21 protein-coding genes are annotated in these 21,921 nt (G+C 66.4%); 13 read left to right on the top strand and 8 right to left on the bottom strand.

Going from position 1 to position 21,921, the window contains the following annotated elements; all coding sequences use genetic code 11:
• On the top strand, nucleotides 1-574 hold a 574-nt coding region (locus tag A5753_RS14270; protein ID WP_197694693.1), incomplete at its 5' end, for an MCE family protein.
• 65 nt (nucleotides 575-639) lie between these two features.
• Here the strand turns inward: A5753_RS14270 and A5753_RS14265 are convergent.
• Nucleotides 640-1,557 carry a DMT family transporter gene (locus A5753_RS14265; RefSeq protein ID WP_067128951.1) on the bottom strand — a complete coding sequence of 306 codons (918 nt, stop codon included), beginning with the start codon at nucleotides 1,555-1,557 and terminating at the stop codon, nucleotides 640-642.
• A gap of 113 nt (nucleotides 1,558-1,670) precedes the next feature.
• Nucleotides 1,671-2,555 (bottom strand): oxidoreductase, encoded by an 885-nt coding sequence (locus A5753_RS14260; protein ID WP_067128948.1) that lies wholly within the window; start codon nucleotides 2,553-2,555, stop codon nucleotides 1,671-1,673.
• A gap of 185 nt (nucleotides 2,556-2,740) precedes the next feature.
• Here A5753_RS14260 and A5753_RS14255 point away from each other — a divergent pair, with 185 nt between their 5' ends.
• The 5 genes from A5753_RS14255 to A5753_RS14235 all read left to right on the top strand — a co-directional run bounded on the left by A5753_RS14255 (nucleotide 2,741) and on the right by A5753_RS14235 (nucleotide 10,419).
• Nucleotides 2,741-3,733, top strand: a complete 993-nt coding sequence (locus tag A5753_RS14255; protein ID WP_067128945.1) for a diacylglycerol kinase family protein — start codon at nucleotides 2,741-2,743, stop codon at nucleotides 3,731-3,733.
• 449 nt (nucleotides 3,734-4,182) lie between these two features.
• Nucleotides 4,183-7,443: a thioester reductase domain-containing protein gene (locus tag A5753_RS14250; protein WP_067128942.1), complete on the top strand. Its 3,261-nt coding sequence runs from the start codon at nucleotides 4,183-4,185 to the stop codon at nucleotides 7,441-7,443.
• 41 nt (nucleotides 7,444-7,484) lie between these two features.
• Complete coding sequence (locus tag A5753_RS14245) at nucleotides 7,485-8,393, top strand: metal-dependent hydrolase (protein WP_067128939.1); 909 nt, start codon at nucleotides 7,485-7,487, stop codon at nucleotides 8,391-8,393.
• Between the two features lie 2 nt (nucleotides 8,394-8,395).
• Nucleotides 8,396-9,334 carry an alpha/beta fold hydrolase gene (locus A5753_RS14240; protein ID WP_067128936.1) on the top strand — a complete coding sequence of 313 codons (939 nt, stop codon included), beginning with the start codon at nucleotides 8,396-8,398 and terminating at the stop codon, nucleotides 9,332-9,334.
• Nucleotides 9,335-9,336: 2 nt separating this feature from the next.
• Nucleotides 9,337-10,419, top strand: a complete 1,083-nt coding sequence (locus A5753_RS14235; RefSeq protein WP_067128933.1) for a PDR/VanB family oxidoreductase — start codon at nucleotides 9,337-9,339, stop codon at nucleotides 10,417-10,419.
• Between the two features lie 94 nt (nucleotides 10,420-10,513).
• On the opposite strand, the gene A5753_RS14230 is transcribed toward A5753_RS14235, so the two are convergent.
• The gene (locus A5753_RS14230) at nucleotides 10,514-11,569 is read right to left on the bottom strand and encodes a hypothetical protein (protein WP_067128960.1); all 1,056 of its coding nucleotides are present in this window, start codon (nucleotides 11,567-11,569) and stop codon (nucleotides 10,514-10,516) included.
• 93 nt (nucleotides 11,570-11,662) lie between these two features.
• Here A5753_RS14230 and A5753_RS14225 point away from each other — a divergent pair, with 93 nt between their 5' ends.
• The 3 genes from A5753_RS14225 to A5753_RS14215 all read left to right on the top strand — a co-directional run bounded on the left by A5753_RS14225 (nucleotide 11,663) and on the right by A5753_RS14215 (nucleotide 14,736).
• Nucleotides 11,663-12,949 carry a hypothetical protein gene (locus tag A5753_RS14225; RefSeq protein ID WP_067128930.1) on the top strand — a complete coding sequence of 429 codons (1,287 nt, stop codon included), beginning with the start codon at nucleotides 11,663-11,665 and terminating at the stop codon, nucleotides 12,947-12,949.
• 45 nt (nucleotides 12,950-12,994) lie between these two features.
• On the top strand, nucleotides 12,995-13,285 hold the full coding sequence (locus A5753_RS14220; RefSeq protein ID WP_067128928.1) for a YiaA/YiaB family inner membrane protein: 291 nt from the start codon (nucleotides 12,995-12,997) through the stop codon (nucleotides 13,283-13,285).
• A gap of 122 nt (nucleotides 13,286-13,407) precedes the next feature.
• Nucleotides 13,408-14,736, top strand: coding sequence for an acyltransferase (locus A5753_RS14215; protein WP_067128925.1), 1,329 nt, complete (start codon nucleotides 13,408-13,410; stop codon nucleotides 14,734-14,736).
• A gap of 57 nt (nucleotides 14,737-14,793) precedes the next feature.
• Here the strand turns inward: A5753_RS14215 and A5753_RS14210 are convergent, their stop codons facing one another.
• From A5753_RS14210 to A5753_RS14195, 4 genes are all read right to left on the bottom strand, one after another.
• Entirely contained in the window at nucleotides 14,794-15,459 is a 666-nt protein-coding gene (locus tag A5753_RS14210; RefSeq protein ID WP_067128919.1) for a response regulator transcription factor, read from the bottom strand.
• On the bottom strand, nucleotides 15,449-16,609 hold the full coding sequence (macS, locus tag A5753_RS14205) for a MacS family sensor histidine kinase (RefSeq protein ID WP_067128916.1): 1,161 nt from the start codon (nucleotides 16,607-16,609) through the stop codon (nucleotides 15,449-15,451). Before macS ends, A5753_RS14210 begins: the two co-directional genes overlap by 11 nt.
• 277 nt (nucleotides 16,610-16,886) lie before the next feature.
• Nucleotides 16,887-17,570, bottom strand: a complete 684-nt coding sequence (locus tag A5753_RS14200; RefSeq protein WP_067128913.1) for a PAS and ANTAR domain-containing protein — start codon at nucleotides 17,568-17,570, stop codon at nucleotides 16,887-16,889.
• A 105-nt stretch (nucleotides 17,571-17,675) separates the two neighbouring features.
• Nucleotides 17,676-18,125, bottom strand: coding sequence for an Hsp20/alpha crystallin family protein (locus A5753_RS14195; RefSeq protein WP_067128957.1), 450 nt, complete (start codon nucleotides 18,123-18,125; stop codon nucleotides 17,676-17,678).
• Nucleotides 18,126-18,288: 163 nt separating this feature from the next.
• Between A5753_RS14195 and A5753_RS14190 the strand changes: the two genes are divergently transcribed.
• Together A5753_RS14190 and A5753_RS14185 are read left to right on the top strand one after the other, a co-directional pair.
• Nucleotides 18,289-18,654, top strand: a complete 366-nt coding sequence (locus A5753_RS14190) for a helix-turn-helix transcriptional regulator (RefSeq protein ID WP_067128954.1) — start codon at nucleotides 18,289-18,291, stop codon at nucleotides 18,652-18,654.
• Between the two features lie 63 nt (nucleotides 18,655-18,717).
• The gene (locus A5753_RS14185) at nucleotides 18,718-19,254 is read left to right on the top strand and encodes a DUF1360 domain-containing protein (protein WP_067128910.1); all 537 of its coding nucleotides are present in this window, start codon (nucleotides 18,718-18,720) and stop codon (nucleotides 19,252-19,254) included.
• Between the two features lie 16 nt (nucleotides 19,255-19,270).
• Here A5753_RS14185 and A5753_RS14180 read toward each other — a convergent pair whose 3' ends face one another.
• Entirely contained in the window at nucleotides 19,271-20,581 is a 1,311-nt protein-coding gene (locus tag A5753_RS14180; RefSeq protein WP_067128907.1) for an NAD(P)/FAD-dependent oxidoreductase, read from the bottom strand.
• Between the two features lie 266 nt (nucleotides 20,582-20,847).
• Here A5753_RS14180 and A5753_RS14175 point away from each other — a divergent pair, with 266 nt between their 5' ends.
• Nucleotides 20,848-21,555, top strand: a complete 708-nt coding sequence (locus A5753_RS14175; protein ID WP_067128904.1) for a GAF and ANTAR domain-containing protein — start codon at nucleotides 20,848-20,850, stop codon at nucleotides 21,553-21,555.
• A 134-nt stretch (nucleotides 21,556-21,689) separates the two neighbouring features.
• Nucleotides 21,690-21,921 (top strand): alcohol dehydrogenase catalytic domain-containing protein (locus A5753_RS14170; RefSeq protein WP_156656106.1); only part of this gene is annotated, 232 nt, incomplete at its 3' end.

Raw genomic sequence — 21,921 nt, 5'->3', positions numbered from 1 at the left:
CCAGCAAAAGGATTTGGATCAGGCGTTGTTGTCGGCGGCCGGGTTCGGCAACACGGGTGCGGAGCTGTTCGAGAAGGCCGGCCCGTATCTGGCGCGCGGGGCGGCCGACCTGGTGCCGACGGCGCAGCTGCTGGACACCTACAGCCCCGAAATCTACTGCTTGATGCGCAGCGAACACGATGCGCTGCCCGCCACGGGCGCGGCCGAGGGCGGCTTCAACGGCTACTCGTTGAACATGGACACCGAGGTGCTCTCCGGATTGGGACTGATCGCGAATCCGGTGTCCGCGGTGCCTGTTCTCGCCTCGATGGTGGGCGGCATCGCCGGCGTGGTGGGCGGTGCTCCCAACCCCTACATCTATCCCGAGAACCTGCCTCGGGTGAACGCGCGCGGCGGCCCGGGCGGGGCGCCAGGGTGCTGGCAGCAGGTCACCCGTGATCTGTGGCCGGCACCCGAGTTGATCATGGACACCGGCAACAGCATCGCGCCCTACAACCACCTCGACACCGGATCGCCGTATGCGATCGAATACGTCTGGGGCCGCCAAGTGGGCGACAACACCATCAACCCGTAGCAGCCTGCGCGCGGCCAGCAATCGTGAAAACCTTTACGCGGCAGGAAAATTCGGAAATCTGACGCTCACGCCTGGGTAGCCGCCGTCGGCCGCGCGCTGGCTTTCACATCACGCCCGGCGCCGGCCGACATGGAGGCGGCCTCACCGCGAGCCAGACCGACAGTCGCGATGATCACCACCACGAGCGTCACCGCGAGGACAAACCACTCCCAGCCGCCGGCTTCCAGCGTCTCGCGGAGCACGATTATACCGAGCACCCCACCCACCAAGGGCTTCGCCACGATGATCGTCGGCAGCGAGGCGGTGAGGGCGCCGGCCCGGTAAGCCGATTGGTGATAGATCATTCCGGCCGCGCCGCAGCACACGAGCGCGTACAGCTCGAATGAGAGCCACACCTGCCCGGGGTGGCGTTCCAAGATGTCGACGACGCCCTTCATCAGGACCGCGAACACCGCCAACAAGGTGCCGGCCACCGCCGCCAGCAGCAGCGCCGCGACCGGGCGATCCGCCCAGATCCGCGCGCCGAGCAAACCCAGCAACAACAGCGGGACGATCACCACGGCCACCACGATCCAGATGTGCAGCGGCGCCCGCTGCTGCCCGCCGGTCGGGTCTCCGATCGCGATGAGCACTGCCAGCGCTACCGCCAGCACCAGCGCCCAGCTCCACTCCCTGCCGGTGATGGGATTGCCGGTCATCCGCGAGTAGATCGGCAGGGCGAACAGCAGCGCCGTCACCTGCAACGACATCACGAGCAAGACGGAGCCCTTGTCGAGCGCGGCGGCCAGCAGCACGTAACTGCCGATGTCTCCCAAACCCCCCAGCCACCAGCGCTTGTCGCGCAGCAGCATGCCGAACAACGTCAGGTGGCCCACCCGCTTGTCGGTGACCTCCTGCGCGGAACGTTGCCGGACCACGTTGCCGATCGCCGACGCCAGCGCGGCGCACAGGGCGAGGATGGCCGCCAGCTTCGCGTCCGACACGGCTTTACCTCCTCGCTGCGTGCGGTTGGGACTACCCAACTAATCTAGCCGCGCCCCGCGTGGCCGGCGCGTGGATGGGGTTGTCCGGCTGAGCGGCACCGCCGCCGCACGGCTCAGAGTGGGAACTTCGTCCCGGTGAGCCGCTCGGAAAGCTCCCACAGGGCCATGGCCGTGCCGGCGCGCTTTGCCGGCCAGTTGCGCCACGTCGGCTGGGTTCGGCCGTACAGTCCGAATCGCGGGCCGACGAAGGTGTCGCCCGGCAAATCCTGCGACGCCGCGTACAACGTCTGCCGGGCGCCGAAGTCGGCGTCGGTGGACACAATCCGGTCGACCGCGAGGACCGCCGCGTCGCCTAGCTTGCGGCCGGAGTTGCCTTGCAGGTTCGTGTGCGACCAGCCGGGGTGGGCGGCCAGCGCACGCACCGATGTGGGGACGCCGTCCAACCGCCGCTGCAGTTCCTTGGTGAACAGCAAATTGGCCAGCTTCGATTGGCTGTAGGCCAGCCAGGCCGAATACGGCCGGGACTGAAAGTTCAGGTCTTTGAGGCTGATGTAGCCGAAGTGGTGCATCAGCGAGGACACCGTCACCACGCGGTCGGTCAGCTTGGGCAGCAGCAGGTTGGTCAACGCGAAGTGGCCGAGGTGATTGGTGCCGATCTGGCCCTCGAAACCGTCGACGGTGACGGCGTGTTTGGTAGCCATGATGCCGGCGTTGTTGATCAAGACGTCGACCGCGTCGATGCCGTCGGCGAAGCGCCGCACCGACGACAGGTCTTGCAGGTCGAGCTGGCGGACCTCGGCCGTCCCGCTCGCGGGACCGCCTGTCATCCGCGCGGCGGCGGCGTGGCCCTTGTCGGTGTTGCGGACGGCCAGGATGACGTGGCCGCCGACCCGAACCAACTCGCGGGCGGTGATCTCGCCCAGCCCGGCGTTGGCCCCGGTGATGACGACGGTTCGGCCGGCGAACGAGGGCAGCTCCGCTGCGGTCCAATCGGGCATGGCAAACACCCTAACTTCGCAATTGCGATGCGGATCCTCGGGCCACGGCGCCGGGCGGCTGTGTGCGGCAGCGTTACTGGTCCCCCGGTACGGCCGGGTATCGTGCCTGGGATGCCCAGCGAAATCCCACCTGAGCGGTTGCCTACAGGGCGGAATTTTGTCGGACACGCACGGGGGATCGCCGGATGTATGTAGGCGTCATCGTCAATCCGAAAGCGCGGAAGAATCGCGCCGCCTCCCCCGACCGCATCGCCGAACTGCGCCACATCCTCGGCTCCCGCGGCGAGGTGCACGAGACCAACTCCATTGAGGAACTGCACGGCGCCATCCAGCAGCTCGCGCCGCGGGTCACCCACCTCGTCGGCGACGGCGGCGACGGCGCGCTGCACTGGTTGATCAACGAAGTCGAGCGCTGCGTGAGTGATCCGAAACGCTGGCCGGCGTTCGTCCCGACAAACGGCGGCAGCGTCAACGCCGTCGCGCGCAAGGCCCGGGTGCGCGGACGGCCCGAAACGATCATCCGTGCGCTGGCGTCCGCCGCCGAGACGGACCAACCCCCACCCGAGGAGAGCCTGGACACGCTGGTGCTCGACGGCGAAATCGCCGACGGCGCGGCGTTTCACCGGCTCTGCTTCGGGCTGGCCGCCGGGGGCGTCGGAAATCGTTTCTACGACCGGTATTACGACTCACCCGATCACGGTCGGCTGGCTGTCGCCCGCGTGATCGCTCGCAGCTTCGGCGACTACATCACCTCGAAGGTCGCCCCGAGCCGGGTGAAGACGCCGAACTACGCCTCCATCCTGTTCACTCCCACGCGGGCGCGCGTGGTGATCGACGGAGATGAGGTGCCATCGCGCACGCACAGCTTGTTGCACGCCGGCGCGATCGATCTGCGCATCGGTGGGCCGCTTCGGTTGTTCCCCAAGGCGTCCGAGCCGGGTGCGCTGCACTTTCAGGCCGGAAACCTCCGGCCATCCCGGATCGTGGCGCAGCTTCCGCTGGCCCTGACCAACGGGATGCTCCGCGGCAAAGGGCTACGCGACGTCAACGGCAACGAAATGACGATCGAAGCCGAGGACGAACCTCTGTCGCCCATCATCGACGGCGAGCGTTTCCTCGGCATCGTGAAACTCGTGGCACGCGCGGGCCCGCGGATCCGCATTTCCAGGCCCTCGTAGCCGCCTGCCGTCGGCGCGCAGGTGGTCTGGCGGCACACCCGCGCCCGAGGTTCCGGGCCCGACGCTATCCTGTGAATAATGGCGTTTTCCGATTTGCGATTTGGCCCGATGGGCGTGGCTAAGGCAAAAGCCGAATTTGGATCGGCTGGGTGTTTAGATGTTAATAGGAAATGCGCGAATTCGTAGATACGTACATCAGTATTTCAGGCCGAAGAGCAGCGATAATACCTGGTGACACCACACTGAGATACTGAGATCCGTAAAAGCGCATATCAGCATCCGCGCATTTAGTCCTGGCGATTAAGTCTGTCCTGTGAATGTAATGTGCGATGGCCATTAATGCTGGTGGACCATTTGCTCGGGATAGGCGAACGGCGCTACATTGGATTAATAATTACCGACGTGAGTCGTGCTCGGGCCACCCAACCTGGAAGGGGGATCACTCCGCGATGGAGACGCTGATCGATTACCTACACAAGTGGGAAGCGCAGAGGCCGGACCAGACCCTCTTCCGGTTCGTCGATGGCGATGGCCGCGAACTCGAGCACTACACCTACCAGGGCTTCGCCGAACGCACCCGGGAGCTGGCCGCCTACCTGTCCACGGAGGCCGGTCTCCAGTCGGGTGAACGCGCGCTGCTGGTCTACCCGCCCGGTCTGGAAATGGTCGCGGCGCTGTATGCGTGCGCCCGCATCGGGGTGATCGCCGTTCCGGTCAGCCCGCCCCTGCCGATGTCCTTTGATTCCGGGCTGGCCAAGCTCAGCTTCGTCGCCCGCGATTGCGGGGCCAAGGCCGTGCTGTCGACGAAGCAGTTCGAGTACGACTTCCGCCTCCTGCTGGGCCAGCGCCACGGCCAGCAGCTTTGGACCGACGAGTCCGGCGCCGGCCTGCCCGAGCTGCCCTGGTTCGCCACCGACGCTGCCCAGGACTTCGGCGGCGCGCCCGTGGCGGACACTCCCGGCGAGGTGCTTTTCCTGCAGTACACGTCGGGCTCGACAAGCGATCCCAAGGGTGTGATCGTCACCCACGCCAACATCATCGCCAACGGTTTCGCCTTCAGCGGCGGCGAAGTGGTGGTGGCCTCGTGGTTGCCGCAACACCATGACATGGGGCTGATCTCGGCCTACATGTTCGTCGTGCTGTTGGGCGGCACCACGCATGCGATGTCGCCCCTGGACTTCCTCGCCCGGCCGGCGTCCTGGCTTCGGCTGATCAGCGACGTGCACGCCACGCACACGCCCGGACCCAACTTCGCGCTCGAGTACTGCCTGCGCGAGGACAAGTTGCCCGCCACCGAATTGGCCGGCGTCGACCTGAGCAGTCTCGAATGCATCGTGGTGGGCGCAGAGCCGCTGCGCGCCAACACCTTCGCTCGGTTCCGGCAGCGATTCTCCGAGTACGGCCTGCGGCCCGAGGCGCTCACCGGCGCCTACGGCATGGCCGAATTCACCCTGACCGTGTCGATCCGCGGACGCCAGACCATTGCGGTGAACAAGCGTGGGCTGGAGCGCAACGTCGCCCGCGTCGAAAAGGCGCTGCCCGAAAACAGCAACCAGGTCACGTTGGTCAGTTGCGGCAAGCCCATCGAGGATGCGGTGGTTCGCATCGTCGATGCCGAATCCCGGCAGGCGTTGCCCGACGGGCGGGTCGGTGAGGTCTGGCTGGCCGGACGCTCCAAGGGGGCCGGCTACTGGAACCGGCCGGAGCTCACCGCGGAGATGTTCGGCGCGCGCGTCGCCGGCGATGACGAGCGCACCTACCTGCGGACCGGCGATCTGGGCTTCGTCTACGAGGGCGAGTTGTTCGTCTGCGGCCGCAGCAAGGACCTGATCATCGTCCGCGGCGTCAACTGCTACCCCTCCGACATCGAAGCCGTCGTCGAGCGCACCGCAGCGCAGGTCCGTAAGGGCTGCGTCGCCGCCTTCTCGGTCGAGCACGACGAGTCCGAAGCGCTGGTCGTCGTCGCCGAAGTGCGCGACGAGCACAACCTTCCGGACGCTAAGGCCGTGGCCCGCGCGATCCGGCGGCACTGCCACATCGACCCGCACACGATCGTCTTCGCACCGCCGCGCTGCATTCCCAAGACCACATCGGGCAAGATCCGGCGCTCATCCACACGCCAGCTGTGGCTGGACGACAAGCTGCCGAGGTTCACGAGCTGGATCAATCAGTCGGCCAACCGGACTCACGATGGCCTGGCCGACGGCGCGGGTCCGCTGGAGCGCTTCCGCAATCTCATCGAAAGCTACGACCTCAGCGGCGACGAGGACTGCTCGTTCGCCGATCTCGGCATCGACTCGCTGGCGTTGGCCGAACTCCGCACGGACCTGCAGGCCCTGCTGGAGGAGAACGGCGCCGGGGAGCTGGCCGAAGAGGTCAACACGCGCCTGTTGCAGCGTCTGACGGTGTCCGAATTCTTCGGGCTGATAAGCCAATTCGGCAAGGGATCCGGGCAGCCACTCGAGGCGCTGCGGCGCGCGCTGGACCAGATCTCCGCCGAGTACGAAGCCTACGAAGCCGCCCAGATGCGGGCCGACGCGGCACTTCCGCTCCCGGAACTGGCACCCGTGCACTCGGGTGAGCCCACCGATCTGCTGCTCACCGGCGCGACCGGATTCCTCGGGCCGTTCCTGGTGAGCAGCCTGCTGGCGCAAACCTCCTTCACGGTCCATGCGTTGGTGCGTGCCACGGACTCCGCGCACGGCTTGGACCGCATTGTGGCGTCGCTGCGCCGCGCCCAGCTCTGGACGCCGGCGCTGGAATCCGACGTCCGCGCCCGGGTCCGCATCGTCTGCGGCGATCTCGCCGAGCCCGCGCTGGGCATCGGGGAGGCGGCCTTCCAGCAGCTGGCGCGCGACGTCGATGCCGTCGTGCACAACGGCGCCCTGGTCAACTACGTGCGCACCTATGACGCCCTGCGGCCGGCCAATGTCGAGGGCACCCGCGAGCTGTTGCGTCTGGCAATGACCAACCACCGCAAGGCTTTTCATCTCGTCTCCAGCACGTTTATCTACGGCTGGAGCACCGAGCCGGTGGTCGGGGAGTGGGACGCCAACGAGAAGATGGCCGGCCTGGACTTCGGCTACTCGCAGACCAAGTGGGTCGGCGAGCAGCTGGCGCTGGCCGCGCAGCGCAAGGGACTCGACGTCCGCATCTACCGGCCCTCGCTGATCTCGCCGACCCGCGCGGGCTTCGGCAGCCAGGACGACATCCTGGTGCGCCTGACGGCGTTCATGATCGAGCACGGCGTCGCCGTCAACGCGCTCAACCAGATCAGCCTGCTGCCGGCGGATTTGATCGCGGATCACATCGTCACGCTGATGAGCCTGCCCGACGAGTCGGGCAGCGTCTTCAACATGACCGCGGACGACTACTACAACCTCACCGACGTCACCCGGATCCTGTCCGAGCGGTACGGGTATCGCTTTGACTACCACGACATCCCGTCGTTCACCGAGCAGCTGAACCGCCGCTGCACGCCGAACGACCAGATGTACCCGCTGGTCGATTTCCTCACCCGGTCGGCGGACAAGATCGCGGCGATGCGGGACAAGCGCTACGACAACACCCAGTATCGCCACCGACGAGGGCTGGCCAAGGTCCGCCTGCGCGAGCCGGCCCTGACCGAAACGGTCGATCATCTGGTCCGGTTCTTGCGCAGCGAGCGTTTGATCACTGAGGTTCAGGACGAGGCGCAGCGCAGCGCCTAGCCTCAAGGCTTGGGGACGCAAGACGGAAAGGGGTGGCGACGATGTTCACCGTCGATGACAAGGCAACGGGCCCGCATGACGCCTCGCTCGACCATGAGCGAATCGTCCTGCAGGCGCGTGACGTCGACTTCGATTGGTCGACGCTGCCGTTCTACTACGTGCCCAACGAGCCCTTCACCACGCACTTCTGCAACGTGCTGCACCTGTTGCTGCCGGCGGGTGAGGAGTTCATCGTCGCCGCCTTCAAGGACACGCTGCCGCTGATCAAAGACGACCAGCTGCGCCGCGATGTGCAGGGATTCATCAGCCAGGAGGCGATGCATTCCCAGGCGCACGCGGGGGTGCTCGGACACTTCGCGGTCAAAGACATCGACGTGACGCCGTTCACCGACCAAATGCGTTGGCTATTCACCCAACTCATCGGCGACCGGCCGCGGTGGAGTGCACGCCGGCGGCAGAGCTGGTTGCTCGAGCGGGTGTCGATGGTCGCAGCCCTCGAGCACTACACCGCCATCCTGGGCGAATGGATTCTCGACACCCCGCAGCATGACGCCATGGGCACCGACCCGGTGATGCTGGACCTGTTGCGCTGGCACGGCGCCGAGGAAGTCGAGCACAAAGCGGTCGCCTTCGACACCATGAAGCATCTGCGTGCCGGGTATTGGCGGCAGGTTCGTACCCAGCTGCTGATCACCCCGGCGCTGCTGTGGTTGTTCGTGCGCGGCGTGCGATTCATGTACTCGGTCGACCCCTATTTGCCGCCCGGCACCAAGCCGCGCTGGCGGGACTACTTCCGCGCCGCACGCCGGGGCCTGGTGCCCGGTCCGTTCCAGTTCCTTCGGGTCATCGGCGCCTACTACACGCCGAGTTTCCATCCTTCCCAGCTGGGCGGGGTGGGTCGCGCGGTCGACTATTTGGCCCGCTCACCCGCCGCCCGCGCGTCGCACTGACGATGACGACCGAAGTGGCGTCAAGCACGGTCACCGCCTCCGACGGCGTGCGACTGGCGGTGCATGCCTATACCGACATCGACCCCGGGCGGCCGACCATCCTGGCCATCCACGGCTATCCGGACAACCACCACGTATGGGACGGGGTGGCCAGAGCATTGGGGACATTGGGTCGCCGGTTCAATGTCGTGGCGTACGACGTGCGTGGCGCCGGCCAATCCTCAACGCCGCCAGACCGTTCAGGATACCGGCTGCCGCAGCTGGTCGCCGACGTCGGCGCGGTGATCGAGCACCTCGGCGTGGACGAGGTGCATCTGCTGGCCCACGATTGGGGGTCGATCCAGGCCTGGGCGGCGGTCACCGACGACACCGTTATGGGCAAAATCGCCTCGTTTACTTCGGTCTCCGGGCCGCACCTGAACTACGCGGGCAAATTCTTGCGGTCGGCCCGCACGCCACGCGCGCTTCTCGATGTCGTCAAACAGGTCCTGGCCTCGTCGTACATCTGGTTTTTCCTTTGTCCGGCCGTGCCGGAGCTGGCGATCCGGTCCAGGGCGACGGTGAAAGTCTTTGAGGCCGTTGAGCGTATCGGTGGATCGAGCGCCCGTGGCGGACGTGGTGCGAAGTACCGCTCGGTCGATGACTACCTGAACGGGCTCAACCTGTACCGCGCGAACATGCCCGCACCGATGCTAGCGCCCCCGGCGCAGTTGCCGCGGACTACCGTCCCGGTGCAGGTGCTGGTCGCGCGGCAGGACTATTTCGTATCGCCCGCCCTGCAACGGTTTACCGGCGCCATTCCGGAAGGCGGCAGGGTCGTCCCGATCGAGGGCGGCCACTGGGTGGTCACCGCCTACCCGGACGTCATCGCCCGGCTCACTGGCGAGTGGGTCGACCTGATCGCCCGCTCCGGTGACCGTCGCGGCATCAGTCAGATGTGAGGATGATTGTGGCGCAGACTATTTGGGACAGCATTCCGGCCGACCTGTACGGGCGCCGTAAGCGTGACCGCATGTATACCGCGTTGTACGGCGTCGGTTCGCTGTTCGGCGGCCTGGCGTCGGCGTCGCGGTGGACATCCGCGCGGGTGGAGTCCGTACGGCGCACCACCACCGCGGTGGTCGCCAACCGCGAGCTTGTGACGCCCGATGTGGTCGCTTTGACGCTGGTCGACCCCGACGGTGGGTTGTTGCCGTCCTGGACACCCGGCGCCCATATCGACGTTCGGCTGCCATCGGGCCGCCGCCGGCAGTATTCGCTGTGCGGTGCGCCCGGCCGGCGCACCGACTATCGCATCGCGGTGCGCCGCATCGCCGAGGGTGGCGGTGGTTCCATCGAAATGCACGACACCTTCAACATGGGTGACAAACTCGAGTTCGAAGGGCCGCGCAACGCGTTCTATCTCGTCACCGACGAGCGTGAGGTGTTGTTCGTGATCGGCGGCATCGGGGTGACTCCGATTCTGCCGATGATCCAAACCGCCCAGCAACGCGGAATCGATTGGCGCGCCGTCTATGCCGGTCGCAGCCGGGAGTACATGCCGCTGTTGGACGAGGTGATGGCGGTGGACCCGGGCCGGGTGACCGTGTGGGCCGACGACGAGCGCGGCCGATTTCCCGCCGCGTCCGACTTGCTTGCCGACGCCGGGCCGGCGACGGCGGTCTACGTGTGTGGCCCCACCGCCATGCTGGAATCGGTGCGCACCGCGCGCAACGAACACGCGAACGCGCCGCTGCACTACGAACGTTTCGGTCCTCCGCCGGTGGTCGATGGTGTTCCCTTCGAGTTGGAGCTGGCCCGCTCGCAGCGGGTGCTCAGCGTCCCGGCCAACCGGTCGGCGCTGGACGTGATGCTCGACCGCGATTCGACCACCGCGTACTCCTGCCAGCAGGGGTTCTGCGGAACCTGCAAGGTAAAAGTGCTTGGGGGACAGGTTGATCGCCGCGGCCGCACCGTCGAGGGCGACGACGAGATGCTGGTCTGCGTGTCCCGCGCGAAATCCGGGCGCGTGGTGATCGACGCCTGAGCGCTCGGGTGCGCCACGTTTGCTCCTCGCCGGTCTGGTCATCGGCAAAACCGGTTTCGGCCACGACCCAGCGATGCGTTCGGCCGTTCGAGACCTACATCGGCCCGGGAAGCTCCCCCAGACTAGAGAGCTCGGCGTGGACGGATTCGATGGCGGCCCTGTATTGCTCGTCACTGAGGGTTTTTGCGTAGTAGCGGTTCATACGGAGCTGGTATTGCTGGTCTCGGAGCTGCCGGATGCGGTCGAGGCGGGCGGTGTCGGTCGCCGAAAGCTTGAGTTCCTCGATGCTGATGTGGCCGGCCATGACGTGTTCTATCGGCGAGAGCCGATAGCCGCAATGGGCTAGCAGCTCCAGATAGGCCTTGCAGTACGGTCTTTCGCCGACGCGCCACGTGTCGCGTTGGGCTCCCCACTCGAAAGCGGCCAGCACCATCGCCAGGATCACGATGTCGGAACGCACGTCGACGTTGGCCCGCGCCGCCAACTGCTCTCCACTGGATTCGTTGATCCCCAGCATGTTTGCCGCCAGGGTCATGCTGGCGGGGCAGTGCAGATCGGTCAGATAGTGGAAGTTGCGCGCGATGAAGATTTCGATCCACGGCGGCGGCGCTGCTAGCAGATTGGCCCGAACCCAGTCGCGCCGCGCATCGGAAACCGCGGAGGCGCGTCGGTCAAGTTCGCGCATCATCACCCAGTCACGCTTGGCATCGGCGGCCGCCTCGGATTCCAGCTTGACCGGTCGGCTGCCCGTGCAAGTGGCGCCGCCCGCCACCTCGTCCAGTGCCATGGGCCGGGCCTGGTCATAGGTCAGGTACGACGCGTAGACCTCCAGCTCCGGCAATCCCGTCCAACGGGCCAGCTCGCCCAGCGTTCTCTCGCCGGGGTACAGCCTGCAGATCTGATCCTGCCGTCCGAGGTCATCGCGGGTGTAGATGAGACCGATTTGCTGTTGCTCGTCGCGGCGAATCCCCAGATGCACGCGCCAGCCGGCCGGCCCGGCCACACCCGGCACGTAGTGCGAGGAAATTTCGACCAGCAGGTCATCGACGGTGGCCGAGGCGGGAAAAACCCAGAACTCGCGGTGCGAGTCAACATCGTCACCCATGGCGACCGAGTTGCGGTCGACGGACACCTTCACCGTGTCAGACATCGTCAAGTCCTCACTGCCGCTGGGCCTACAAAACTATCGAAACCACGCCGCGTTCGGGGAACCATTGCGTGCCCGGTGGGTCATGCTTAGGCAATGCCGAAGAAATCGCTACTCGCGTCGCCGCATCCGGAAACCGGGTCGGGGGAGGCTCTGCTGGGGACGTGGCGCGCCGCAGCGCTGAGCATGGCCGTGATCGCGTCCGCGGCGTGGTACGGATTGGGCGCGTTGCTCGGGGCGGCGGTGATGATTCCGGTGATCTACGCACTCGCACGATTGCGTGGCCATGCGCCGGACGCGCGCAGCACCGCCGAGTTGATCGGCGCCACCCTGGGACCCAAAGCGGGGACTGCCGCGGGCATCGTTCAGCTGCTTGCCTATCTGGTGCTGGCCGCGAAATTCGCGGCCACGTTCGGACTGCAACTGCTGCAGCTGTTTTCGCCCGCCGACGATCCCGCCGCGATCGTGTCGTGGCTGCCGGCCGCCGCCGCGGCTGCGGCGCTCGTCGTCGGCGCCGCCACCTGTTGGACATCGACTCGGGCCGTGGCGTCATTGGCGGTGCCGCTCGTGCTCGCGGGCCTGCTCATCTACGTCTACCTCGCGGTGGCGGTGATTACCCTCGTCGCGTTGAGCACCGACCCCGTCGTCATCGGAACAGCCGCAACACCGCGCCCGCTGTCCGGCCAGCTGGTCGGCTTCGGCCTGGGGATGGTGGGCGTCGAACTGCTTACCGTCCGCACCACGCGCATCGCCCGGCCGGGACGATCCATGTCACTGGCCGCCGCGGTGGTGGCCGCGGCCGCCGTGGTGTTGTGGGTGGGCGATCACCAGGGTGTGGTCGGGCCTTGGCGATGGAGCGCCAAGATGCTGGCCGAGGCGGTGCCCGAGTTCTACGCCGATGACGGCCGGCGGTGGCTGACGGTGGCCGGGATCGCGCTGGCCGTGGCAGCCGCGCTGGTGTCCGGGTGGGCCGCGGCGCGCGCGGCCACGGGTTTGGCGGTCATGCGCGGGGCGTCACCGAACGCCGGCCTGCGACTGGCGGTGATCGGGCTCGTGGCGGTGATATCGGCGGTGGTCTCGGCGCATGGCGCGCGCTGGATCGCGCTCGTCATCCTAGGCGCGGCGCCCCTGCTGCTGATGGCGCTGTATGTGTTTGTCACGGAGGCGAATTCGCGGATTCCCGACGACAGCGTGGTGGCCTGGTGGGTCCGGCTGGTGGTGCCCGCGCTGGGCGTGGTGGCCGTGGTCAAGCCGCTCGCGGACTCCGAGTTCGCTTCGGTGGCGCTGGCTACGGTGGTGGCCGCGGCGGTCGGAGTGGGCGCCGCGCTCGCCGTGGCGGCGCTGGTGGCGCGGCCCGGTAGTCCCACCGAGAAATTTGAGTAGTCCTACGGATGCCCACGAACGGTCCGCTGCCGCAGCCTTATTGGCATGACCGTTCCCAGCAGCACTTCGAAAACCACCGTCGCCTTCTTCGTTCAGGCCGCCGTCGCGTTCGCGCTCAGCTTCGTAGCCGCGCTCGGCGGGATCTACTTCCTCCCGCTTGACCCATGGCCACGATTGTTTCTCGGCGTCACCTTCCTATTCCTGGTGTCGAGCGCGTTCACCTTGGCCAAGGTGATCCGCGACCAGCAGGAGGCCGCGACCGTGCGGGTGCGACTCGATGAGGCCCGCATCGAGAAACTGCTCGCGGACTACGATCCGCTCAGCTCTGCGAACTGAGTAGTACTACTCAGCCTCGACGCGTAGAAGTGCGCAGGCTCGCGTGCGCACCGTCGGCGAGGCTTCTCTCATCGCGTCTTTCACCACAACGTATTCGCATCAGCAGAAGGGCAGTTCCCCGCATGACAACTCTTGTGAAGTTTCCCGACGTCGCCGAGGTCGCCGCGAGTACGCCGGCCGATCGCGACCGCGTCCTGGACGTCATCCGCATCACATCGCTGGTCGGCGTGGTGCTCGGCCACACCGTGATGGCGGCCAGCATCATTGAAAACCACGTCCTGATCTGGGACAACCTTCTCACCAGCTCGGTGCTGTTCCAGGCGATGACGTGGCTGCTGCAGATCATGCCGCTGTTCTTCTTCGCCGGTGCGGCGGCCTGCGTGTCTACCTGGTCGCCAAGCACCAACTGGGGAGGCTGGCTGATGAAACGCTGCACCAGGCTGTTCCGCCCGGTGTTCTACTATCTGGCGTTCTGGGCCGTAACGCTGACGGTGCTGTATCGGGCTCTGCCGCAACATATCTACGAACCGATCGCCGGCGTCAGCACTCAGCTGCTCTGGTTCCTGGGGGCCTACGTCCTGGTGCTGGCGGCCATGCCCGTGCTGTACCGCATCACGACGGCCACGCGCCTGGTCGCCGCTGTCGTCGCGGTCTATGGTGCGATCGCGCTGATCGACGTGATCCGGTTGCACTGGCCGGCGATGATGCCACTGGGTTACCTCAACCTGGCCGTCTGGCTCATCCCCGCCATGTTCGGTGTGGCGTACCGTCGCGGGCTGCTCGGTGGCCGCGCCGCGCTGGCCGTCGCCGCGGCCTTCTTCGCCGTGGACGTCGCGCTGGTGCACTGGGGGCCTTATCAAATCAGCATGGTCGGCACTGGTGACCACCATCTGTCCAACACCAGCCCTCCGTCACTGCTGCTGGCGGGGCACGCAATCATCCTGAGCGCGTTGGCAATCGCGGCCGCGCCGGCGATCGCGCGCTGGGCGCAGCGCCCGCGGGTGTGGTGGTGGACCGCCATCGGCAACTCCGGTGCGATGACCCTGTACCTGTGGCATATGCCGGTGCTGCTGGGCGTACACCTGGTCTTCGATTACCTTGGCTGCCCGCGCTTTCCGGGCGCGCAGGACTTCCTCGCCATCAGCCTCGCGCAGGTGCTCATCGTGGTCGTCGCGGTGGCGGTGTTGTTCGTCGCGCTGCGGCCGCTGGAGAACAATCCGCTGTCCGGTTGGGACGGCGCACCCGCGGTGACGTCGCGTGGGCAGGGTCGCGCCATCGGCGCCCTGTTGTGTGTCACGGGCGTGGCCCTGCTCGCCGCGATCAGGTGGGGACTCAAGGAAGACGGGCTGGTGTGCATGGCCGTGGTGGTGACCGCGCTGGTGACCGCCCGGATCGTGGCCCAGCACAACGGAAAAGTCACGCTGCGGGGCCCGCACGAGGTGGCACCATAGCCGCGGATTCGGTTGACCCGCGGGGTAATTGGTGCGGTTATCCGCCCGCCCCGCGGGTCACGGCTCGCCGTCCAGGCCGTGCTCGATGGCGTATCGAGCCAGTTCCACTCGATTGGCGACTTGAAGCTTGCGAAATGTCGCCTGCACATGGTTTTCCACCGTGCGATGGCTCAACGAAAGCTTATTCGCGATCTGCTTGGCGGACAGCCCTTTTGCGACATAACGCAAAACCTCCGTTTCGCGGTCGGTGAGGCTGGGGCGGGCGGGGCCGTCGTCCTTGGTCTGCGCGATGCGCCGGTATTCACCCAGCACCAGCCCGGCCAGGCTCGGGGTGAACACGGCCCGTCCCGCCGCCGTGGCTGTCACCGCTTGCGCCAGTTCGGCTTTGGAGGCGCTTTTGACCAGGTATCCCGTCGCTCCAGCCTTGACCGCTTCCAAAACGTCCTCGCGCTCATCGGAGGCCGACAGCACCAGCACCCGCGACGACGGCGAGACCGCGAGCACCGCGGCGGTCGCCTGCGCACCGTCGCCGTCGGTCAGCTGCATGTCCATCACCACCACGTCAGGCTGGACCGCGGCCGCGCGCCGCTGTGCGGCCGCCACACCGTCGGCGGTGGCGACCACGGTGAAGCCGTCCTCGGCCAGGTCACGAGCGACAGCGTCGCGCCAGATCGGATGGTCGTCGACCACCATCACCGTCGTCGGACTCCGGTCATCCGCCATGAGGTCCCTCCCCGCGCGGCACGCACAACTCCCACTCGGTGCCTTCCCCGGGATCGCTGCGCAATTCGGCGCTGCCGCCCAACGACGTCAGCCGTCCCACGATCGATTGGGAGATGCCGAGCCGTCCCTGGCGCGTCGCTTCCTCGAGCCGGCCCGCCGAAATTCCCACGCCATCGTCGCGGACACTGACCAGAACGGAATCGCCGAGGTCTTCCACGAGCACGAACGCGTGTGCATCCGCGCCGGCGTGGGCAGTCACGTTGTCCAGCGCGTTGCCCACCGCTGCGTCGAGTTCGGTTGCCGCCCAACGCCCCAACGGCACCGGCGTGCCGGGCAGGCTGAATGACACGCGATCGGATTCCCGGCATCGGAGCAGCGTGCGCAGGTCGACCGTGGCACCGTCGGTTTCCTGGTCGATGTCCGTGCACGCCAGCCAGCGCCGCAGCGCGCGTTCTTGCTCGCTGGCCAGGTCGGCGAGTTCGGCTGTGGGGCCGCCGATCTCATGCCCCTTCTTGGCGACCAGCGCCAGCACCTGGATGGCCCCGTCGTGTACCTGGCGGGACAGCCGGTCGCGTTCCTGCACCGCCGCCGTCAACTGGGCGGCCCGTTGCAGCTCGCCGTGGGCGCGGCGCGCGGTTTGCGCGGCCATCCCGATCGCCATGCCGATTGCCAGTTCGATGATGACGGTGGCGTTGTGCCCCAGGTTGAGTGCGAGGTAGTTCTTGACGGCGAAGTTGGTCGCCATCACCGCCAGTCCCGTCAGCATTCCGCCCGCGGGACCGAACTGGATGGCGGCCGAGATCGTGGGATTGCTCGCCCACAACGTCGTCGGCCAGGTCTGATTCTCGGCCGCCCAGTGCGGGCTCGCGACGAGGTTGTTGGACCACATCAGCACGACGACGACCACGAGCTCGGCGAGCACCCACGCCGGTTTGCGCCCGAACCCCCGCAGGTAGGCGAACGCGCACGCCGCGCTCCAGCCGATCAGCCCCGCGAACAGCACCCAACCCAGCCCGGGCCGCACCAGATCCGGGTTGACCGCGATCTGAAAGCCGGTGGCGTAGACGCAGCTCAGCACCCGGAACACTTGCGCCGCGCGCCACAGCGGCGTGGTGGGATCGGGGCCGTGATTCGCCATCGTGGTCAGCATAAGGGCGGACGGCGCCCTGGCGGACCGGCCACGAAGATTGGCCGAAAGTCCTTGGGTTTAGAGCCGTCGTGCCCTCGTGGCGCCGCCGAGGATGCCTGATCGTGAATATCGGCAAGCTAAGAAAGGGAACCGGTATGAACACCCGCTTTCTGGACGCCGGAACGATCCGGACGGCCCTGACTTTGGCATCGCGCGCCCCGTCGGTGCACAACACCCAGCCGTGGCGGTGGCTCGTTGAGGAGGCGAGCCTGCAGCTGTACGCCGACCCCGGCCGGCTTTACTCGTTATTGGCGGACGGGCGGACGCGCTCATGCGCGGTCAGCATCAGGTGGTCGAATTCCAACTGCGCGTTCAGCGGCAGGCCGGCACGGCGGAAGTCTTTGGCGATCTGCTCGGCCAGGGGCCGCAGCTTGATATTCGCTTCCTGAGACAGCCATCTGAGCAGATCGAAGGCCGCGCTTTCGCTGATGCCGTAGATCAGCATCAGCATGCCTTTGGCTTGTTCGATGCCGGCGCGATTCTCGCTGATCTCAGCGACTTTCGCGCTCATCTCGTCTTCGCGCATCTGTTCGCGGGGTCCCGAAACGTCGATGTAAAACCCGTGCGTTCCGATCACGTCGCCGTCGTTGTCGTAGATCCGGTCACCGACGACGACGACGTGGCGCACATTTCCCCGGGTGTCGACGATGCGGTGCCGAGTGCTGAACGGCTGGTGCGTATGGACTATCTCACCGATGGTGGCCGCGACGTGCGCGCGGTCGTCGGGATGCTTGTGTGACAGCACCAGTTCGGTGGTCGGAGTGACGCTGCCGGGCTCGTATCCGTGCATGCGTTGCACCTGTTCGGACCATTCCCAGCGTTGATCGGTGAAGTAAAACCGAAACCAGCCCGCCGGTTGTGCGGCGCCGCCGGCCAATGCCTGTTCGACATTGGCCGTTTGGCCATCGAGTTCCCATTTCATGGTGATCCGGCCTCCCTGGCGCCGGGCGAGACGTCCGTACCGGTGGCTGGGGCCGGCGGCGGGCGGTGGTCGGGGGAGTTGACCGCCGCCCGGCCCGCCGGTCGGTCAGGCGTTGATGACCTCGCGCTCGCCGGCGCTGTCGCGGACGGCCCGCTGCGTGTCCCCGCGCCCGACGGTGATCTTGCGCGGCTTCGCCTTCTCGGCCACCGGAACATGCAGCCGCAGAACGCCTTCGGCGTAGGCGGCCTCGATCTTTTCGGTATCGAGATTTTCGCCGAGCACCAACTGGCGGCTGAACACGCCGCGCGGCCGCTCGGTGGCCAGCATCTCGCGGTTGGGATCGAGGGCCGGTCGTTCGGCGCGCACGGTCACCACATTGCGCTCGATGTCGATGTCCAGCGAGTCGACATCGATGCCGGGCAGGTCGAACTCGACGACGAATTTCTCGCCCTCGCGCCAGGCGTCCATCGGCATCACTGCCGGCCGGGCGGCGGTGCCGAGGACTTGGTGAGCGAAGCGGTCGAGCTCACGGAAGGGATCTGAACGCATCAGCATGGTGGTCACCTCTCACTCCAATCTAGGCGGTGGGTCGGCAATTTCCTATGTCTAATGACATAAATTTCATATATCATCCTCGACAGAATGATGCAAGTGTGCTACACAGATTTTTTGAGCGGGTCGCTAGAGGAGATGGGCGGGTAGCTGAAGGAGATGGGTGATGGCCGATTTCCGCGGTGACGCGGGTGCCCCCTCGTCCGACCATGGTGTGTACGGCATCTCGGTGGCGGCCGAATTGTCCGGGATCGCGGTGCAGTCGCTACGGCTCTACGAACGCTACGGCTTGATCACGCCTGCTCGCAGCGAAGGCGGTACCCGGCGGTATAGCGCCGACGACCTGATGCGGCTCAGGCGCATCAGTGAGCTGGTCGACTCCGGGGTCAACCTCGCGGGCGTCGCGCGCATCCTCGACCTGGAAGACCACAATGCCACGCTGTCGGCGGCCAACACCGACCTGCGGTCTACCAACCGCACCTTGCGCAAGGCCGCGAAGCCGAGCAAGCGCCGCGAGCCGGGCACGGTCTGAGCGATTCCGGATTGCTGCGGCCGCCGCGGGGTATTCGTCCCGCTATGCCTTTGAGGAGAAGCGATGGGTGAATTGACGGAAGCCGGCGCTCAGGTCGCCGACGGCGCGCGGCAGGAAGCCGACGCCTACCGCGGCGACAACGACCGGCCACTGGGCGGCTACCTGGCGGTGATGGTTGTCTACGGCGTCGTGGTGATGGTTGCGGTGCTGGCCGCGCTGGTCAGCGGGCGCACACTACCGACCCGTTGGCGGGTGCAGGACCTGGTCCTACTTACCCTGGGCACCCACAAACTGTCGCGCACCTTGACCAAGGACGCCGTGACGAGCCCGCTGCGGGCGCCCTTTACGCGCTACGAGGGCACGGGTGGACCGGCGGAAGTCCAGGAAGAGGTCCGCGACCAGAGTCAGCTGCGGCACAGCTTGGGTGAGTTGCTCACCTGCCCTTTCTGCCTGGACATGTGGGTCGCCACGGGGTTCGCCATCGGCCTGGTGTTCGCGCCCCGGTTCACCCGGCTCATCGCCGGCGTGTTCAGCGCACTGGCCGGCGCGGACTTCCTTCAACTCGCGTACGCCAAGGCGCAACAGTCGGCCGAAGGCTGACACCCGTCGGGCTGAGTCAGCTCGTCTTGGGCATCGGAATGCCCTCGCTGGCCGTGAATTGCGCGTCGTCCTCGGAGGACAACCCGATCGAAACGACCGAGCGGGTGAACAGCAAGTCGGTCAGGTACGCCAGCGACACCGCCCACCGATTGACGCCGCGTGGAATCGCGTACAAGTGGTACGACCTGGTGACGGCCTTGGCGGGCAATCCGGACAAGTGGATGTTGAGCGGATTGGCCACCGCATAGCGCGGGCCGAGGTCGACCACCAGGCCGAGGTTGCGGTGCTTGTATTCCTTGCTGCTGCCATAACCGAGGCTGGCCGCGACGTTGCGGGCCAGCGCCTTGCCCTGCCGGGTTGCGTGTTGGGCGGTCGGCGGCGTGACCTTTCCCGGTTGGGTCAGGTCGGGCACCGCGGCCGCGTCACCGGCCGCGAAGACCTCGGGGTGATCGGGCACCTGCAGATCGGGCTGCACGGTGAGCCGGCCCTTTTCGGTCGGCAGCCCCAGGTTCTGGATCAATGGTGCGCCGGTTACCCCCGTCACCCACGCGATCGTGCGCGTCTCGATGCGCGAATCATCGCTGAGCACAACGTGATCGGCGTGCGCCTCCTTGAGGGTGATGCCGAGCCGGACGTCGATGCCGCGTTTGCGTAGCACCTTGAGCGCGGCGTCACCCAGCTTCTTCCCCACCTCGGGCATCACCTGGTCGGCGAGGTCCAGCAGCAAGAACCGCACCTCGGCGGGGTTGAAACTCATTTGTTTGGCCGCAGCATCGGCCAGCGCCCGCAGCTGCGCCACTAGCTCGGTGCCCGAATACGACGCGCCGACCACCACGACGGTGCGCCGGGCCGCGGCGATCCGCGGTTCGTCTTCGATGTTGGCCAGCTCCAGCTGTTCGACGAAATGGTCTCGCAGGTAGAGGGCCTCGGCAGTGGTCTTCAGCCCGCGCGCGTGTCTGGCGAGCCCCGGGACATCGAACAATCGGGTCACCGAGCCGGGCGTCAGCACCAGACGATCCCACGACATGGAATGGCTGCGCTCTTCGGGATCGCAATAGGTCAGCGTGTGTTGGGCGAAGTCCACAGCGTCCACGCGACCGCGCACGGCGCGCACACCCTTGAGCGAATTGGCCAGTGGCACAGCGACAAAGCGGGCATCTACGACACCGCCGGCGACATCTGGCAACAGTGGCGTGTAGAGCATGTAGTCGACCGGCGAGATTATCGTGATGTCGACCGGGGCACGCCGTCGGCGCAAAATCTTGGCCAGCCGACGGGCGCAGGTGAATCCGGTGAAGCCGCTTCCCACGATCACGATGGAGGTCACTCACCCGAGTGTAGGCGGCCGTCGAGACGGCGCGGTGCCCCGTTCGATCCCGTGCTCACGTCCGCCGCGAAAGACGTTGTCCGGGAGAGTTTTCTGACGCTGCCTTCGCGCCGACGACCTTCTGGTGCGCTGCGTGGCCGGGCATCGCCGACGGGGTGTTCGTTATCCGGCCTTGCGCTTCGCTGAACGGCTCCTAGACTTGTCAATGCCACTCTGCCGCCTGCGGGAAGGCGCTCTGCGGCCCAGGCCCGAGGGGGTGATGTCCGATGCGAGATGGAAGCGCCACCATCGTCAATCAGCTCGTGGAGCTGGTGACCAATCTGGAGCGGGAAAGCAGCGACACCGCGGCTGGACTGCACGAACTGATCGATAACGGCGTCGATCACGTGACCGGTTGCCAGTACGCCGGGATCACCTTGGCCGAGAAGAGCAGGTCGGTGAGTAGCGTGGTTGCGACGCATTGTTATCCGATGGTCCTTGACGCGATCCAAAACAGATGCGGCGAAGGGCCGTGCTTGGCCGCGGCCTGGGAGCACCACGTCATGCACATCGTCGACCTGGACGCCGACCGGCGCTGGCCGTGCTACCGGCGGCATGCGCTCGAGCAGACCCCGATTCGTTCCGTCCTTTCGTTCGAGTTGTTCGTCGACGGCACCAGCATGTCCGCGCTCAACTTCTATGCCGATCGTCCGCACGCATTCAACGAGGAATCGGTGGAGTTGGGCACGGTCTATGCCACCCATATCGCCCTGGCCTGGTCGATGATGCGCCGGCAGGACCAATTCCGCAGCGCCCTGGCCTCGCGAGACATCATCGGGCAGGCCAAGGGAATCATCATGGAGCGCTTCAATCTCGACGCTATCGAGGCCTTCGGGCTGCTCACCCGGCTTTCACAACAGTCCAACACCCGGCTGGTCGACATCGCGGCCGCACTCGTCGACAGTGAGCATCCGCTTAACCACCGCCACCGTTAAAGCCTTACCCGACAGTGGTTTCCGCAGGAGTCGACTCATCGGAGGCGGTTTGGGGCACCGTTCGGCGATGAGTCCGCTAACCACAGGTCACCGCAAAGCCGTTTCGACGAGTGCGAGACGGGTATCGCCCTCACATGAAGGCTGTCACGTGGCACGGCAAACGCGATGTGCGGGTGGAATCGGTGCCCGATCCGAAGATCGAGCAGTCCACCGACGCGGTCATCGAAGTCACATCGACCAATATCTGCGGGTCCGACCTGCACCTGTACGAGATTCTCGGGGCATTCATGAATCCCGGGGACATTCTGGGGCACGAGGCCATGGGCATCGTGCGGGAGGTCGGCGGGCAAACGGGGGACCTGCGGG

It is taken from the genome of Mycobacterium sp. 852002-51971_SCH5477799-a (genome assembly GCF_001667145.1).
Taxonomy (GTDB): domain Bacteria; phylum Actinomycetota; class Actinomycetes; order Mycobacteriales; family Mycobacteriaceae; genus Mycobacterium.
This window is presented reverse-complemented; position numbering and strand designations above follow the sequence as displayed.